The organism is Okeania sp. SIO1H4 (genome assembly GCF_010672695.1).
GTDB lineage: Bacteria > Cyanobacteriota > Cyanobacteriia > Cyanobacteriales > Microcoleaceae > Okeania > Okeania hirsuta.
This window is the reverse complement of the sequence record NZ_JAAHGB010000007.1, coordinates 207,715-224,213: the sequence shown is the minus strand read 5'-3', so window position 1 is coordinate 224,213 and position 16,499 is coordinate 207,715. Positions and strand designations below refer to the sequence as shown.

General features: G+C 35.0%; 11 protein-coding genes. 7 read left to right on the top strand and 4 right to left on the bottom strand.

Going from position 1 to position 16,499, the window contains the following annotated elements; genetic code table 11:
- Positions 1-378: 378 nt before the first annotated feature.
- The 3 genes from F6K06_RS08425 to F6K06_RS08415 form a co-directional block, all read right to left on the bottom strand.
- Positions 379-1,758, bottom strand: a complete 1,380-nt coding sequence (locus tag F6K06_RS08425; RefSeq protein ID WP_124143471.1) for an ABC transporter ATP-binding protein — start codon at positions 1,756-1,758, stop codon at positions 379-381.
- A gap of 578 nt (positions 1,759-2,336) precedes the next feature.
- On the bottom strand, positions 2,337-3,188 hold the full coding sequence (locus F6K06_RS08420; protein ID WP_124143473.1) for an ABC transporter permease: 852 nt from the start codon (positions 3,186-3,188) through the stop codon (positions 2,337-2,339).
- A gap of 235 nt (positions 3,189-3,423) precedes the next feature.
- The gene (locus F6K06_RS08415; protein ID WP_124143470.1) at positions 3,424-3,957 is read right to left on the bottom strand and encodes a hypothetical protein; all 534 of its coding nucleotides are present in this window, start codon (positions 3,955-3,957) and stop codon (positions 3,424-3,426) included.
- Between the two features lie 68 nt (positions 3,958-4,025).
- Here F6K06_RS08415 and ruvB point away from each other — a divergent pair, with 68 nt between their 5' ends.
- From ruvB to tilS, 3 genes are all read left to right on the top strand, one after another.
- A complete protein-coding gene (gene ruvB / locus F6K06_RS08410; RefSeq protein ID WP_124143469.1) occupies positions 4,026-5,180 on the top strand; it encodes a Holliday junction branch migration DNA helicase RuvB in 1,155 nt (384 codons plus the stop codon).
- Positions 5,181-5,375: 195 nt separating this feature from the next.
- Complete coding sequence (locus F6K06_RS08405) at positions 5,376-5,921, top strand: NADPH-dependent FMN reductase (protein ID WP_124143468.1); 546 nt, start codon at positions 5,376-5,378, stop codon at positions 5,919-5,921.
- A gap of 172 nt (positions 5,922-6,093) precedes the next feature.
- Entirely contained in the window at positions 6,094-7,143 is a 1,050-nt protein-coding gene (tilS, locus tag F6K06_RS08400; protein ID WP_124143467.1) for a tRNA lysidine(34) synthetase TilS, read from the top strand.
- Between the two features lie 586 nt (positions 7,144-7,729).
- Here the strand turns inward: tilS and hmpF are convergent.
- Positions 7,730-9,469 carry a pilus motility taxis protein HmpF gene (gene hmpF, locus F6K06_RS08395; protein ID WP_124154665.1) on the bottom strand — a complete coding sequence of 580 codons (1,740 nt, stop codon included), beginning with the start codon at positions 9,467-9,469 and terminating at the stop codon, positions 7,730-7,732.
- Positions 9,470-10,395: 926 nt separating this feature from the next.
- Here hmpF and F6K06_RS08390 point away from each other — a divergent pair.
- From F6K06_RS08390 to F6K06_RS08375, 4 genes are all read left to right on the top strand, one after another.
- Positions 10,396-11,619, top strand: a complete 1,224-nt coding sequence (locus F6K06_RS08390) for a response regulator (protein ID WP_287241243.1) — start codon at positions 10,396-10,398, stop codon at positions 11,617-11,619.
- A gap of 646 nt (positions 11,620-12,265) precedes the next feature.
- Positions 12,266-12,631: a response regulator transcription factor gene (locus F6K06_RS08385; RefSeq protein WP_124143464.1), complete on the top strand. Its 366-nt coding sequence runs from the start codon at positions 12,266-12,268 to the stop codon at positions 12,629-12,631.
- Between the two features lie 16 nt (positions 12,632-12,647).
- Entirely contained in the window at positions 12,648-13,166 is a 519-nt protein-coding gene (locus F6K06_RS08380) for a chemotaxis protein CheW (RefSeq protein ID WP_124143463.1), read from the top strand.
- A gap of 146 nt (positions 13,167-13,312) precedes the next feature.
- Complete coding sequence (locus F6K06_RS08375) at positions 13,313-16,420, top strand: methyl-accepting chemotaxis protein (protein ID WP_287241240.1); 3,108 nt, start codon at positions 13,313-13,315, stop codon at positions 16,418-16,420.
- Positions 16,421-16,499 lie beyond the last annotated feature (79 nt).

The window sequence follows — 16,499 nt, the reverse complement described above, 5'->3', positions numbered from 1 at the left end:
TGTATTCCTGCTCACTCCAAACTCCTTTGCCTTGCTCTATAGATAGAAACTCTACCTAATACCATTTTGAAAAAAGAATGTTACGAATAATCAGCGTGATTAAAAGACTTTAAAGGAGATGTCTCTTTGACATAAAAGAGAATTTCCTAGCTCAAAACTGGTATTGAAGCCATTTCTATATGACTCCTGACTCCTAAGAAATATCCTAGCTATTTGTAGCAAAAATTTATCAATTTGGTATAACTCCTTTTCTTCTCAGTTATATAGGATTTCTCAGTAAGCGTGAGGTACACTTTTATCTTTACTTCACTATTGCCTTTTGCCTGTTGCCTGTTGCCTAAAACAAACGAATTTTGTACCTTACCAGCATGGTAATTGCTATATAAATGTCATATTTCTAATCTTTAAACTAGGTTCTATTAAAAAGTCAACTACTCCCGTACCACATGAATCACTACAATGCTGCACTCTAAACATAGCAATATCAATACAACGAGATAAATAAGTTAGATGGTCGCCTGCCATACCAACAACTCCAGCATTTAAAAAATATACCCCAGGATTTAGCAAACATTTAAACTTAAATTTAACTATAACTTTCTGCTGTGCTTCTACATATTCTACTGATTTAGTATAACCGTGTAATGATGCTCCACCTAAGTCAAATCCACTCAGAGTTTTAATCAACATTCCAAACCTAACTTTAGATGTAGAGTTAATAAATTTTACTGTATATGTATAGTAATATTCTCGACGATTAATTAAATGATTTACCCTCTTACCATCCAAAGTAATAATATGAGGGTCAATAATTTCCGACCCTTTATTAGGATAATGTATCGTATTTGAAGGTATCATTTCCGGGTCATAAATTTCTTCATATTCTGTTGATTCTGAAATTTTATTTTCACTACTTTGTTCTGATTGAGATGATTGTTCATCTGTTTCTTCATCATCCAAGAAATCCTTAACTGTTAAATTAGGAATCTGACGAATTTCTTCCCTAATTGATGGAATTTTATCAGGAAAAGCATAAATTAATTTCTGATATTTAGATACCACATATTTAGGAGCATGATAAAGCAACATTTCACCATGATCCATCAAAATTGCTGAATCACAAAGTTGTACAACTGTTGAAGCAGCATGAGATACAAATAAAATTGTTCCACCCCTTTCTTGAATGTCTTGAATACGAGCAAAACACTTTCTCTGAAATGCTTCATCTCCCACCGAAAGTGCCTCATCAACTACTAGGATATCTGGGTCAACACTTGTCGCCACAGCAAATCCCAACCTAATAAACATTCCACTAGAATAAGTCTTTACAGGCTCGTCAATAAAATCTCCAATATCGGCAAAACTAGCAATTTTATCAAATTTTTCTTCTATTTCTGATAGTTTTAATCCTAATAATTGACCGTTAAAAAAAACATTTTGCCTACCTGTAAACTCTGGATTAAATCCACTCCCAAGTTCCAACAGTGCAGAAACTCTACCTTGAACTTTTACCGTACCAGTTGTCGGTGTAAGAGTACCAACAATTATTTGTAGAAGAGTACTTTTTCCCGAACCATTCCGCCCCACAATTCCTAAAGTATGCCCTCTTTCTATTTCTATATTTATATTTTGCACTGCCCAAAATTCATCAGCACGACTTTTTCCTGGGAATAGAATTTCTTTTAAACGGTCTACCGGATGCCGATATCGTTTAAAGCATTTAGAAACATTTTGCAGTGAAATTACAGTTTCAGCCATGAATTTTCTGGGAAATATTAATCTTTATTGATAAATGTTTGCTACAAATACCTAAGGTATTTCTTAGGAGTCAGGAGTCAGGAGTTGGGAGTTGGGAGTTGGGAGTTGGGAGTTGGGAGCTAGGAGTCGTATGGGAATGGTTTTAATACCAGTTTTTAGTTATATATTCTCTTTTTTCTCAAAAGAACATCTCCTGTAAAATATTTTAATCTTACTTATTATTGCTAAAATTATTTTTTCAAAATTATCTAACACGAATTACCATGCATTAATGCTAAACTTAGGTAACACTTCAATTATTAAGTAATTGACACTAACTTAATAACTTTTTTGATAATTAGCACCCTAGAAAAGCATTAATTATTATTATTTTTACCGAAGAATTAATAATTAAATAATTAAATAATTCAGGTTTAAAGCTTCCCCTTTAAAGGGGAAAAAAATAAATTTTTTCCTTTTAGTCAATCCTCTTCCTTTTAGGGAGAGGTAATTATCCATTATCCATTAATGAATTCTCCCCCACTCCCTCATTCCCCTACTCCCCTGCTCAAGACATAGATAGATGAAGTTATTTTTATTTATAAAACATCTGCAAAAGCAGGACGTAATTTCATGTACACCCACAAGCCCAAATAAAATATTAATATAGATATCAAAGCAGCAATTCCTAACTCTCCCCAGTGTTTAATTTCTCCTACTAAAACCAGGTCTCGATATACTTCAGCGATCGCTGTTAAAGGATTACACCAAAATACCCATATTCGCCAATTTTCAGGAATTACAGATGCCGGATATACTATTGGCGTAACGTAAAACCAAAGATTTAAAATTACTCCTAAAGTCTGAGGAATATCCCGTAAAAATACTGTTAATCCTGCGGTAAAATAACTTAAACCTGCCGTTAATAAAAGCTGCGGTAAAAATACTATTGGTAATAGCCATAATGTTTGATGCAGTACCCCAGATGATATACATACCATTCCTGTTAAAACTATTAATCCAAATGTACTTTCTATAAAAGTTGAAAAAACCGGAACTAAAGGTAGTAAACTAAGGGGAAATACTACTTTTTTGACTAAGTTGGGCTGTCCAATCACAGATCCAGAAGCTTGAGTTAATCCATTAGTAAAAGCTAGCCAAGGAATTAACCCAGCAAATAACCATAATCCAAATGTCACCTTACTATCTTCAGGTAGCCCTTCTAGGTTAAGCTTGACTTTAAGAATAATTGAGAATACATAAGTATAAATTAAAAGTTGGGATAGTTGGTTAAGTAATGGCCATAAATTACCCAGAATTGAGCCCTTATATCTAGCTTCTAAATCTCTTCGTACTAATGTTAATAGTAGGTTCAGATTTACCAACCAATAAGTATTTACCACGGTTAGCCACCTACTAACCCTGCTAGTTTCGCGGACAATTCCTTTCATAGTCCTACTATTTTCCGTTTTTTCCTCTACACCACACTCAAGCAAAATTGCCCATATTAAGTGTATATAATCTACTGTTTCCATCTACTACACAATCAGCAGTTTCATCACTTTTTGCTAGTAGACGGCTACAGTTTTTGAGATTATATCAGGGGATTGCTCAAAATACTCTCTACAAATTAAAGTTATTACAAGATATATGTGGTATATTTAAACATTTAAGCTAATCAAAAACTTAAGAAAGTAATGGTTCAATTGCTTGCTGAATGACCTTTAACTGTTCATCATCGTAGCCCCAACGTTCTAGAAACTGCTTGTAATTTCCCTGGCCAGTAGTTGTACTTTGATATAACTCCTCAATCTCACCTTTTAAGCTGGGAATATCCACGCTTTTAATTAGTCTTGTGGTTCGCGATCGCACTGTTTCTGATTGGGAGGCTGTCTCCTGGTCTTGATTTCTTTGATGATGGACTACCATTGCCGAACACATGGCCAAATTTTTGACTAATAATTCTGTCACTGTTTCTGGAGATGATTCCAGCGCTCTAAATATTGATGGTGAGGGATTATCTGCTAAAGGTCTAGAGTCTGTAAGATAACTAACGAAAAATCCTCTAGCACCATTTTTACTCTTGACTAAATCTCCAATTAATGACCCTATTTTATCTTCCGATAACTGGCCTGTTTCTATCTCAGACATTATTTCTTGAGTTAAGGCGATCGCTTCTTCAAATGTTAAATTTTCCGGTACAGATAATGATGTTGTCATAGGAAAGGACAATTAATTAAATCAACTCTTTGTATCATAATAGGGATGTTAGAACTCATTTCCCAGTTATGGCCATAATATCTTCCAAAAAACAATCTCCACAACCAGAAAGGCCAGATAAAAACATTTTCTTAGCCTCAGAAAGTAAAAGTTCATATAAAACCAAAAAATCAAAATCCAAAAGTGAAACAGACGAAATAGAAGCTTTATTAGAAGCACAGACAACTGCAGAAGACAAAAATAATAGTAACAACGAAGAAAAAATTCGACCCCAAAAGTTAGCAGAATATATCGGACAAAAAGACCTGAAAGAAGTATTAAATATTGCGATTTCGGCGGCTAAATCGAGGAAAGAACCTTTAGACCATCTGCTACTTTATGGCCCTCCAGGGTTAGGGAAAACTACCATGTCTCTAATATTGGCAGCAGAAATGGAAGTTAACTGTAAAATTACTACCGCCCCTGCCATTGAAAAACCGAGAGATATAGTAGGTTTGCTAGTAGGTTTACAAAAAGGGGATGTTCTCTTTATAGATGAAATTCATCGCCTTTCCAAAATGACAGAAGAAATTCTATATCCAGCGATGGAAGATTTTCGGTTAGATATTACAGTGGGTCAAGGTAAAACTGCTAAGACTCGGAGTATTCCTCTCAAACCTTTTACTTTAGTCGGAGCAACTACCAGGGTAGGGTCTCTAACTTCCCCCCTGCGCGATCGCTTCGGAATTATCCAGAGGTTACGTTTTTATGAGGTTGATGAACTGAGTCTAATTATTCTCCGAGCAGCAAAACTTTTAAATACAGCTATTACAGAAGATGGTGCTGAAGAAGTTGCCCGTCGCTCCCGGGGTACGCCTCGAATTGCTAATCGTTTACTTCGACGGGTGAGAGATTATTCGGAAGTGAAAAAGTTGACTCCTGTAAATGCTGAGGTAGCAAGTGAAGCGTTAGAGTTGTTTAATGTTGACCCTCTAGGTTTAGATTGGACAGACCGTAATTTATTGAGGACGATGATTGAAAATTATAATGGTGGGCCTGCTGGTTTAGAGACAATGGCAGCAGCGACAGGAGAGGATGCTCAAACTATTGAGGAGGTTTATGAGCCATATTTGATGCAAATTGGGTTTATGCAGCGTACTCCTCGTGGTCGGGTTGTGACTTCTGCAGCTTGGAGACATTTGGGTTTTACTCCGCCGGATGAGCAGTTGAGTTTGAAGTTGTGAAATAAAAGTCAAGCATAGAGTGTGATTAATTTTGTCCAGTTACTCACTTTAGAAAAACTTTTCCGTTTGTCATGCTACGCAAACAGAAATTGTCTTGCAGATAAAATCTATCAAGTACTACCAAAATTGACGTTCTATCGTTTCATTTGCTATGAATATGATTTAGCAGAAATTATTATAATTTAGTCAAAAATCATGGTAAAAATCGTGGGAATTGGAGGTAGTTTGCGGTCTGCTTCCTATAGTCAGCAAGCTCTAGAAATAGCAGTTAAGAGAGTAGAAGCTCTCGGTGCAGAGGTAAATATATTGGATTTACGATCGCTTAATCTCCCTTTTTGTAATGGTGAGGATGATTATTCAGAATATCCAGATGTACAGCTACTCCGAGAAACAGTTAAGCAAGCTGATGGTCTGATTTTGGCCACGCCAGAATATCATGGTAGTGTTAGTGGTGTTATGAAAAATGCCCTTGACTTGATGAGTTTTGAACATTTGGATGGAAAGGTCGCAGGTTTAATTAGTGTTTTGGGAGGTCAATCAAATAGTAATGCACTGAATCATTTACGATTAATTATGCGATGGGTTCATGCTTGGGTTATTCCGGAACAAATTGCTATTGGTCAGGCTTGGAATACTTTTTCTAGTGATGGTAAATTATTGAATGAAAAAATATCGGAACGTTTTGATAAATTTGCTCAAAGTTTAGTCGATCATACTCGTAAAATTAGAGGTTGTAGTTAGTTTTGCTCGTCAAAAATTCATTCAAGATAATGTTAATGGTGAAATTTAACTGTTGATTACTGAAGATTACATTTGAAAACTGTTATAAAAAAAATACTCTTGCAAATTAACCTTCTTTAAAAATAAAATTTCTTCTTTCTTCCTAATTTCCAATTATCTCTTTATATACCCAGTGAATCAATCTCCAAATAAAAATTGGACACCACTACATGACCAACTACATAAAACATTACGTCAACGAAAATTATTACCAGAAAACCAAAGAATATTAATCGCAGTATCTGGTGGTCAAGATTCCATAAGCCTAACTAAGTTACTGTTAGATTTACAATCAAAATGGGGTTGGTATTTAGCAATAGCTCATTGTGACCATAGATGGCGATCGGACTCAGAAGCTAATGCTAATTATGTGAAAAATTTAGCAACAAATTGGCAACTGCCATTCTTTTTAGCAGTAGCAGACCGAGTTTATCAAAGTGAAGCGGAAGCTAGAAAATGGCGTTATCAAACTTTAAGTAAAATTGCTTTAGAGTCCAATTGTCAATATATCGTAACTGGCCATACAGCAAGTGATCGCGCAGAAACTCTCCTATATAATTTAATTCGTGGTAGTGGTACTGATGGACTACAAGCTTTGACTTGGCAACGCCCTCTGACAGAAAATTCCTCTTTATTACTAATACGTCCTTTATTAGAAATTACTCGTAGTCAAACAGGCGACTTTTGTCAAAAGCAAAAAATTGGTATTTGGGAAGATTCTACAAACCAAGATTTACGTTATGCTCGTAATCGTATCCGCCTGGAATTATTTCCTATGCTACGCCAGTTTAATCCTCAAGCTGAACTAGCACTGGCACAAACTGCAGAAATACTAAGCGCAGAAGTAGATTATCTTGAAAATGAGACAGAAAAGCTATTGGAGAAAGTGACAAGGATGGATATAGATATAGATAATCTGAATATTTCTGAGCTTGAGTCTCAACAGGTCCAATATATTAACCGTTTAGTATTACGCGAAGTTCCTCTAGCATTACAAAGAAGAGTAATAAGACGTATTTTACAAAAAGTTTTACCTATTCATCCTAACTTCAGTCATATTGAAAAGCTAACAAATCTAATTGATGCTCCGAACCGTTCTCAAACAGACCCATTTCCTGGTGGAGCGATCGCCAAAGTTCGACATCCTTGGATTTTATTATTCTATATAGGGAATAGGGAATAGGAAACAGGGAAAGAAAAACATAATAAAAAAGATTGAATTTTTAGATTTTATGGAAGATTTTTTTATTGTAGGAGTAAATCACAAATTTAAGATGTAACTACTTTCACTTCTGCCTTCTGCCTTCTTCAATTTGATAACCCAGCATCTATTACCAAAAAATGAGGTCCAAAGCCTCCCCTTTTAACTATGCTTTACCCACATCTTTCTTAACACAAAGCTTGAGAAAATAGACGAGTTATGGATAGTTATTGGATCGGCTTTTTCAGGAGAAAAATGTATAGAAAAATACTTTATTTTTGACAACTTCAGTAGTTTTACTTAGCTAAATTGATTTTTTCTCCTTTCTCCCCTGCTCCCTGCTCCCCTGCTCCCTACAAGGGTTTCAAGACTTATGGGTAAGGGATAGCCTTTTAAGGGGATGAAAAAATATTCAGTTCAGTATTTTCCTCGCCTCCGGCTTTAGTGGTCGGTACTGATAACTGATAACTGAAATGACGGTGCTTAAAATTGCTTGGGATTTGTAGACACTGAGTGGCGTGTCAAAGACTATCCCCATACAAATTTTCCCTTCTGCCTTCTGCCTTGTTCAATCCCGTTGACCAATTATATTTTGAAGGACTTGCTGTAACTGCTCCACCTGTGTCCCTATATCCTGTACTTGATTTAGTTCTCCTACTACTTCTTCTAGTTGCTGCTTGAGTTGTTCAAGATAATCTTGCATAGGTAACATAACTTCCTGATAAATAGCTCCACTTCCTCCCTGTGAATTTGCCTTCTGCTTTTCTCGTAAACTCGACTCTAGTTGTTCAATTTCATTTTTTTTCGCTTCTTGTTGCCGAGTTTGACTATTGATAATTTCTTCTTTTCGGGCAACATCTGTTTGTATTTTTTGAATTTCAGCTTCTAAACTTTGTAAATTCTCTGTCAGCTGCTGCCTTTGAGCATCAACCTTTGATAGTGTAGCCTTTAAGTCTATTTTGTTTTGCTGTTGTTGGCCAGAAGAACTACCTAATCTGCGCCAGAGAACCTCTTGATGTTGACTTAATATTTCTTGCCTTTCCTTAAGATTTCTTTGGGAACCGACTAAAGATTCATTTAACATTTTGTAACAGTCTTGTTCATCTGAAAGCTCTGACTCTAAGCTAATTCTGTCATATTCAGTAGCTTGATCGATTCTTCTTTGCAAAGCATCCATTTCTTGCTGCTGTAATGCTAATTCTTCTTCCTGGTCTTTAACAAAACTCATATCTCTTTGCAAGTCTTGTTGTAAACTTTGAACCAGTTGCTCTAACTCATTAAGAGAAATTTTTTCCAGAGCTTCAACATCTACTTTCTCAGAAATACCATCATTTTCCAATGCTGTTGATAGATGACTCAGTTGCTCATAAAGTTGTGTCTGTATCTCTATTTGACTATTCAATACTTGACGATACTCTTGCTTACTTGCCAATAAAGTTTGTTGCGACCTCCATTCCGAAATCAATTCGGCTAAAGACTCCTGGTCTTGTCGCCATTCTACCCATTGGTTTTGGACATGACTAACCAAACTTTCTATATTTTCCTGTTGTTCTTCACTAGAATTAGTATTTGGCAGTTCTTTCCGCCTTTGTTCATGTTGCTCTAGACTTTCCTGTTGAGAACTAACTATTTCTAAAGACTGACTTAACTTTTCTCCCAAAAGATTTGTCGGAGCGATCGCCTGATTCAACCAAGTCAGTACATCTCGAATATACTGAGATTGATCTTCATCTAAAACTGCCCCTTGAGAAAATTGTCCCTGATTTTGGTTAAACTCTTCTTGTTGTTTGTGTAATTCTAAGCGAGTGGCTTCTAATTCTTCTCGATATTTTTCTATCTGTTTCTGAAGTTGCTGAGATGCTTCTTGAGCTTGACTAATTTCCTGACGTTGTTGCTCCAACCTATCAATTTCCGCTTGTAGTTCTTCAAGCTGTTCTTCCTTAGCCTGCAATTCCATTTCTCTACGATTCAATTCTTGGGCCTGAAAAGTTAGAGAAGCTTTCCATTGCTCAATTTCCTCCCATTGTGTCTTAGATTTTTCTTGAGAGCGAGAGAAATTTTGCAGAATTTTCACCAACTGACGGGCAGCATCTTGAATTTGCTGCACCTGCTTACTATTGTTCAAATCTACTAACACCAATGAACCAGGAGAAAATTCCTTAGCTTCATCAGCTGGAATAACTTCTTCCCCAGGTACAGCCACCCAATTATGTTCACCACGCTGAGAGGCTAGTAGCTTCAAATCAGTTTTACCCCCACCTAGACCAAAACCACTTGGTCTTTTTTGTACTTCTGCTAAATACAGCACAATGTTATCCTCTTGAGGTTTCTATGCTAAAAGCTTGATTTTTGTAGTTTTTTATGTTACCAGTAAAGCAAATACTATATGCTATACTGCCTTAAATTTAATAAATATTAATTTTTTTTTACTTATAAGTTTTACTACAATATAAGTTTATCGTAAGTATTCTATCGTTCCTTAACTTTAATTAAGATACTATTGTTTTAGGTTATAGGCAACCCATTAGTATAGTCAAGATACTTTTAACTGAAATTTTTTTTTCAGAATCTAGTTTATTTCTTTAGTTATTATTATATAATAGTATTATATTACTTATTAATTGTATTTGTTAAATTTAGTAATAAGTATATATATTATTTTTGTACATCTACAAAAATCTTAATTTAAGTAATAAAAATTATATGAACTATATTTTAATAAAATGTTGCTTTATTAGGTTATATCTAAAAGTTAGGAATCTAAAGTAGAATATTAAAGCAAGGCGTATGTATAACTATAGCTTATTAGGCTTTGAAATAATCGATAGGTAGGTAGTATTAAGCTGAAAATATATTACTTTAAAAATTAATAATCGTAAAAAACTATGTTCCAAAATTACATATTTGTGATTTTTTTAAAAATCAAAATAACTGTAAAGGTAACATAAAGCATAGCAATACCATATAACTTTAGCTCGATATACTTTATAAGATATGATCGAACTTTGGCACTACTGCACAAATGCCTTATGATATTTAGACATCCGCGCTTGAGACATAAGTAGTCAAGTAAGAGTATAGTTTATATAGTTTTCCCTAAGATAACATTAACTATCTCAAAGCTTATTCTTATTGATTATAATACTTGCTTGTTTTTGAAAAAATGAGAGGGTATATTAATCTTCCCTAGATATATTATAAATTGTTCATCAAAAATTATATTTTACAAGCTGCATGCAGGGAAATTTGAGTGAAATTGATATCCGCAGCATCCTGCAACTTATAGAGTTAGGTCAGCGAACTGGTGAACTGTTTGTGGAATCTTACAGCTCATCAGTTAACAATAATGTTGCCGAACCCCAACACCACTTCCCCACAGAACCATCTTGGTTTGTCTTCTTTCTCAATGGTAAAATAATCTATGCCACCCAAAGTGCGGGTAGCTTATCTCGTTTAAGAGACTATTTACGTCGCTACAAAGCAGATCAAGAGATTGACAATATTAAAGTTCCTTCTTTTGCGTCTGTTCATGCACCTGAATATGGATATTTATGGGCTTTTCTGGAAAAAGGAATTCTTACACCAGCTCAGGGACGTGGAATTATCCATAATATGGTTCGTGAAACTCTCTTTAATTTACTAAGTCTTCGTCGAGGATCATTTATCTTCGATCTTAGTCCAGCTCTCACACCTCAGTTAACAACCTTTGAAATCAGCTCGTTGTTGGCCAAAATTATCAAGCAAATACAAGAGTGGAATCAGTTTTCTCCATATATTCACTCTGCTGAACAGTGTCCAGTCATTGCAGATCCAGCTCAGTTACAGAAAGCATTACAACCCCACATATATAATAGATTAAAAAATTGGTCAGATGGCCAGACATCTATGCAGCAAATTGCTAGATATCTAAACAGAGATGTATTAACAGTAGCCAAGGCTATTTATCCATTTGTGCAAAAAGGGATAGTGCAACTAATTGATCAATCTTCAGAAACAAGCACGATCAAAAAACCAAAGCCATTACAACGAGAAACAAAAATTCAGAAAGTAGTGTGTATTGATGATGATGTAATTATTCGGGAAAAGGTTGAATTAATTCTCAATCAGAATGGTTATAAAGCAACCAGCTTAAGCGATCCTCTCAAAGCATTAGGTGAAGTATTTCTGATGAAGCCAGACTTAATTCTATGCGATATTGCTATGCCTGAACTAGATGGCTATGAAATTTGTGCAATGCTACGTAACTCCACAGCATTTCGTCAAACACCTATTATTATGCTCACTGGTATAGAAGGGTTTATAGACCGGGTTAAGGCCAGAATAGTTGGAGCTACGCACTACTTGACCAAGCCTTTTGGAGAAAGTGAATTACTAATGTTGGTAGAACAGTACATTGGACCAGGAATAGCCATAAACTATCAAGTTGACAAAACTTTTTCAAAATTTCAAAATACTTAATCCATAATCAGAAAATCAAAGTAATAATCTGTTCGAGATTAGAGTTAGGAAAATATTTATGACAAAATTTACATTTAATTTGACTTTTGACTTAAATACAAAAACAAGAAAATTTGAAACATTTTAGAGATATACACATATTTTATAGAAGATTGTCAAGAGGAAATATAATATCATTTGAAGTACCATTGGCTACCATCTGAATTTTAGTCAGCGGGCCAAAAGCCTTGATATTAGAACTTAATACAGACAAAGTTTCTGGTTCAACTATATTACATTAAGCTAAAGAGAATAGTGATTAATTGTCCACTATTAAGTTGTCAAATTAAAGTATAATATCGATCTTATGCAATAAAATATGTATTGAATTTATACATAACTATCATAGCTAAATATACACCTATCTAGGTGATTATTATAGCAAAAAACTCACTTATTAAGTAGATAAAACCAGTTAATAAATACCAATACTGTGATCATAAATCAGATTTACCAAAAAGTTAAATTTTGAACCAAATAGATATTTATTGCTGGTTATAAATCTAAATTAATTCAGCTAGGGCAAAAAGCCAATCTAGAAAATGTTAATAAATATATATGTTTTAATTATCCATAAATCCAAACCAAAGCTATCAGGTAGAAAAAAATGAGTAAAGTTCTAGTTGTAGAAGATAGCGTTACCCAAAGAGAAATGATTTCCCAACTTCTCAAAAATAGTGGATTAGCAGTTACTGTAGCTAATGATGGAGTAGAAGCTTTGGGACGACTTAAGAATACTAAACCAGATATAGTGGTACTAGATATTGTGATGCCAAGAATGAACGGGTATGAAGTTTGTCGGAGGATTAAATCCGATCCTAAAACTAAGAATATTCCAGTAGTTATGTGTTCTTCTAAGGGAGAAGAATTTGACCGTTACTGGGGCTTAAAGCAAGGTGCAGATGCTTACATTGCTAAACCATTTCAGCCCACAGAACTGGTAGGAACAGTTAAACAATTGTTAAGAAGATAGGAAATTGTTCAAAACTATGGTTGGAAATCAAGACTTTTTACCAGGCCAAGGTACGGGGATTCAAGAACTAGAAAATCCTGAAGGAGAACTTCATCTGCGATTTTATCTACCTTCAGGCAATGAGTTCGCTTTACCAGCAATGGATATTCGAGAGGTTATCTCTCAATCTCCAGAAGGTATTACAGTAATTCCAAATGTTTCTCCTTTACTTTTAGGTACGATAAATTTAAGGGGACGAGTAATTTGGGTAGCCGATTTAGGTCAATTCCTCGGAGATCAAATCCCAATCAATACAGATAAATCTGAGATTCCTGTAATTGCAGTAGAAGACCAAGACACTATATTAGGATTAGCAGTTGAACGAATCGTGGAAATGGAGTGGCTTGACGAAAAGAAGCTAAAAATGTCCACAAATATTGCAGATGGCATGGCTCCCTTTTTAAAAGGAGAGTGGATTTTTGATGAAAAGGGAGAACAGGTTTTAAGATTACTGGATCAAGAAGCAATTATTCGTTCGGCTCGATGGGCAGCCTAAATAAAAGTCAAAATTGGTAAGTCAACATAATTGTTTGATTGAGTTGTTTATATATTAAAATTTCTGACTGAGGCTGATTCCCAATTCCGTCAACAATAAAATTAAAAAACTAAAAAATAATAAAATTATATTGAGAGAGGGACAGCATGACATCATCCAGCACAGACTTTTTACAAGATTATCAAAAAGTAGAAGATGCCTACAGTCAGGGTAATTATGAAGAAGCAGCAGCTTTAGTTTATAACTTAATTCAGGATTATCCAGAAGACCCTAGTGCTCGTCTTCTTTGTGGTCATATATATTGTTATGGACTCCATCAATATGATGTGGCAACAGAGCAATATCATTCGGTATTAGACCTAACTGACGACCCAGATTTTATTAGCTATGCTCAACAAGGTATAAGTGATAGTAAAGGATTTATTACAAATAATCCCACTACTAGTGAATCAGAAGAATTTATAGAAGATATTAACTTTGATAAAAATCTGGATGAAGTGGCTATGGAAGAAGAGATTTATAACTCTCAAAAATCTATAGCAAACAAAGAATTATTTCTGGATAAAAACAGCCTAGAATTAGATGCAAAAGACTTGGAAAATATTACGGAAAAAGAACTATTTCTGGATGAAAATAACGATGAATTAATAAAAGAAAATTTTGACTTTGATCAATTTGATAAATTATATTTGGAAGATATAGATGATTTGGAACTGACAGATGAAGAAAATAACCGTTTTAGTACAAATAGTAATCTTACTAATCAAAAAGATGAATATGTAGAAGAGTTATCTGATTTCACAAAATATGAAGAACCTTTTGGTGAAAATGACCAAGAATTAGAATATCAGTTACCTATAGAAAATAATAAAGAAACCAAAAATTTGCTAAATGATGCTGTTTTAAATAGTAGTGATGGCCGAGAAAATATATCTGAAAAAATCTCAGAGTTTACTTTGAATGAAGACTTAGATGAAATTTGGAAAAAGCAGCAAGAAGAAATAGCAGAAGATGACAGAACAAAGTATGAAGATATAAAAAATTATTCATATTTAGAAATAGATCATCGAATAGAAGACTTAGACTTAGATGAACTTAATGATGATTTTGAGAACGTAATAGATGAAATTTTAGATAATTCAGAAGGGATGATTACTGGAGAAACAAATAACATAAAAAGCAGTAATTCTCATTTACGAATAACTCCAGAAACGGAAGATAAAAACCATAACCATAATTTTTCAAGTTTAGATAAAGCTACTTTGTTGACGGGAAATAATAATAGTTTCGGATGGGAAGAAACTGAAGATATTAGTGGAATAAGTGAAATAAGTGAAATAAGTGATGGAATAGATGAATTAGAAGACGGATTATATAATCAATGGAATAATATAGAAGATGTAGGTACAGGAGTAACAGAAAAACTGGATAGTTTTGAGATCAATGAATTTGATGAAGCAGGATTCAGCGAAGCTTTTGATATAGATGAAGAAGGAAATACTAAAGGTAGAAAAGCAAATGGTTTTCTAGAAGATGATGAATTTGGTGATTTTGAAGAGTATGAGTCTCTAACTGATGAGATGGAAATGCCGACCGATATGACAGCTCCCGATATGAGTACTGCAGCATCTAATAATATAGAAGCAATGGACACAGGAATGGTGGTAGGTGGTACAACAGGAGCCTTGTTTGACAACAGAACTGATCGTAGCGCAATTGATAATGAAGAAACTATCCCAATAGATAATCAACTCCCAACCTTCAGTAAAATTAAAGGAGAGGCAGTAGATACAACTGTAATGGTTGAACAAGGTGGGTTGGCATTCTGGGAAAATGCTTCACTATCTACAAAACAACTATACACAGCCATAGGAACAGGACTAGTATCCTTAATTGTAGTAGCTTTTGTCAGTAATGTTGTTTCCTACAGAGCGTATCAAGAACAAAAAACAGAAGTAATTTCTTATTTGCGTGGCACTGGTTGGATTATGACAGGTATCGCAGGAATCAGTAGCTTTTTAACTGCTTATGGTCTTGGTAGTCTCACAACAAAGCAAATAGAAAGAGCTAACAAAGATTTACATACTCAATTCGATATTATTGCTGACGGCAACTTAAAAGCTAGAGCAACAGTTTATTCAGAAGATGAATTTGGCAAACTTGCTGCCAAGTTTAACCACATGGCTAAGGTTATTCAGGCAACTTACACCGATGCTCAAAGGAAGGCAGAAGAAAATGAACAAGCCAAAGAAGACTTACAAAGGCAGGTGATTCGTTTACTAGATGATGTAGAAGGAGCAGCTCGTGGAGATTTAACTGTTAGTGCAGAAGTTACAGCTGATGTGTTGGGAGCAGTAGCAGATTCGTTTAATTTAACAATTCAAAATTTGCGGGAAATTGTACATCAGGTAAAAGAAGCTGCTCAAAAAGTGAGTAGGGGTTCTATGGATAGTGCGACTTTTGCTCAAGGTTTATCTACAGATGCTTTGCGACAAGCAGAAGAGTTGGCAGCGACTCTACAGTCTGTGCAAGTAATGACCGATGCTATTCAAAGGGTGGCTGAAAACGCTCGCGAAACTGAAGATGTAGCAAGGTCTGCAGCAGCTTTAGCATTGAAAGGAGGGGAGACAGTAGACCGTACCGTAGCTGGTATTTTGCAAATCAGAGAAGGTGTGGCAGATGCAACTCGAAGAGTGAAGCGTTTATCAGAGTTTACCCAGGAAATCTCTAAGATTGTAGGTTCAATTTCTAGTATTGCCTCTCGCACAAACCTGTTGGCATTGAATGCCAGTATTGAAGCAGCTAGGGCAGGAGAAGCAGGCAAAGGATTTGCAGTAGTAGCAGATGAAGTCAGACAGTTAGCAGATAAATCAGCTAAAGAATCTAAGAATATAGAACACACAGTGATGCAAATTCAAACTGAAACAGGAGGGGTGATGACTGGAATGGAAGAAGCAACTCAGCATGTTATTAAAGGAACGGAGTTGGCAGAGGAAGCAAAGCAGTCTCTGGAAGATATTGTTCAAGTTACAACAAGAATTGATGTGTTAGTACGTTCTATCGCTGCAGATACAGTAGAACAAAATGAAGTGGCTCAATCAGTATCAAAGGTGATGCAGGCAGTAGAATTGACAGCTCAAGAAACTTCTCAAGAATCTCAACGAGTTTATAGCTCGCTACAAAATTTAGTGGGTATTGCTCGAGATTTATTGACTTCAGTAGAACGTTTCCGAGTAGATCCAGCAGATCAATAAAGTCAAAATATTAATGAACGTATGTGAACAAATAAATTATCAGCATATTTTTCAATCGATGCAAAACAAAAGTTAGTAG

Coding starts and splice junctions, on each gene's coding strand:
- F6K06_RS08425 (WP_124143471.1), bottom strand. CDS start 1,758: ATGGCTGAAACTGTAATTTCACTGCAAAATGTTTCTAAATGCTTTAAA.
- F6K06_RS08420 (WP_124143473.1), bottom strand. CDS start 3,188: ATGAAAGGAATTGTCCGCGAAACTAGCAGGGTTAGTAGGTGGCTAACC.
- F6K06_RS08415 (WP_124143470.1), bottom strand. CDS start 3,957: ATGACAACATCATTATCTGTACCGGAAAATTTAACATTTGAAGAAGCG.
- ruvB (WP_124143469.1), top strand. CDS start 4,026: ATGGCCATAATATCTTCCAAAAAACAATCTCCACAACCAGAAAGGCCA.
- F6K06_RS08405 (WP_124143468.1), top strand. CDS start 5,376: ATGGTAAAAATCGTGGGAATTGGAGGTAGTTTGCGGTCTGCTTCCTAT.
- F6K06_RS08390 (WP_287241243.1), top strand. CDS start 10,396: ATGCAGGGAAATTTGAGTGAAATTGATATCCGCAGCATCCTGCAACTT.
- F6K06_RS08385 (WP_124143464.1), top strand. CDS start 12,266: ATGAGTAAAGTTCTAGTTGTAGAAGATAGCGTTACCCAAAGAGAAATG.
- F6K06_RS08380 (WP_124143463.1), top strand. CDS start 12,648: ATGGTTGGAAATCAAGACTTTTTACCAGGCCAAGGTACGGGGATTCAA.
- F6K06_RS08375 (WP_287241240.1), top strand. CDS start 13,313: ATGACATCATCCAGCACAGACTTTTTACAAGATTATCAAAAAGTAGAA.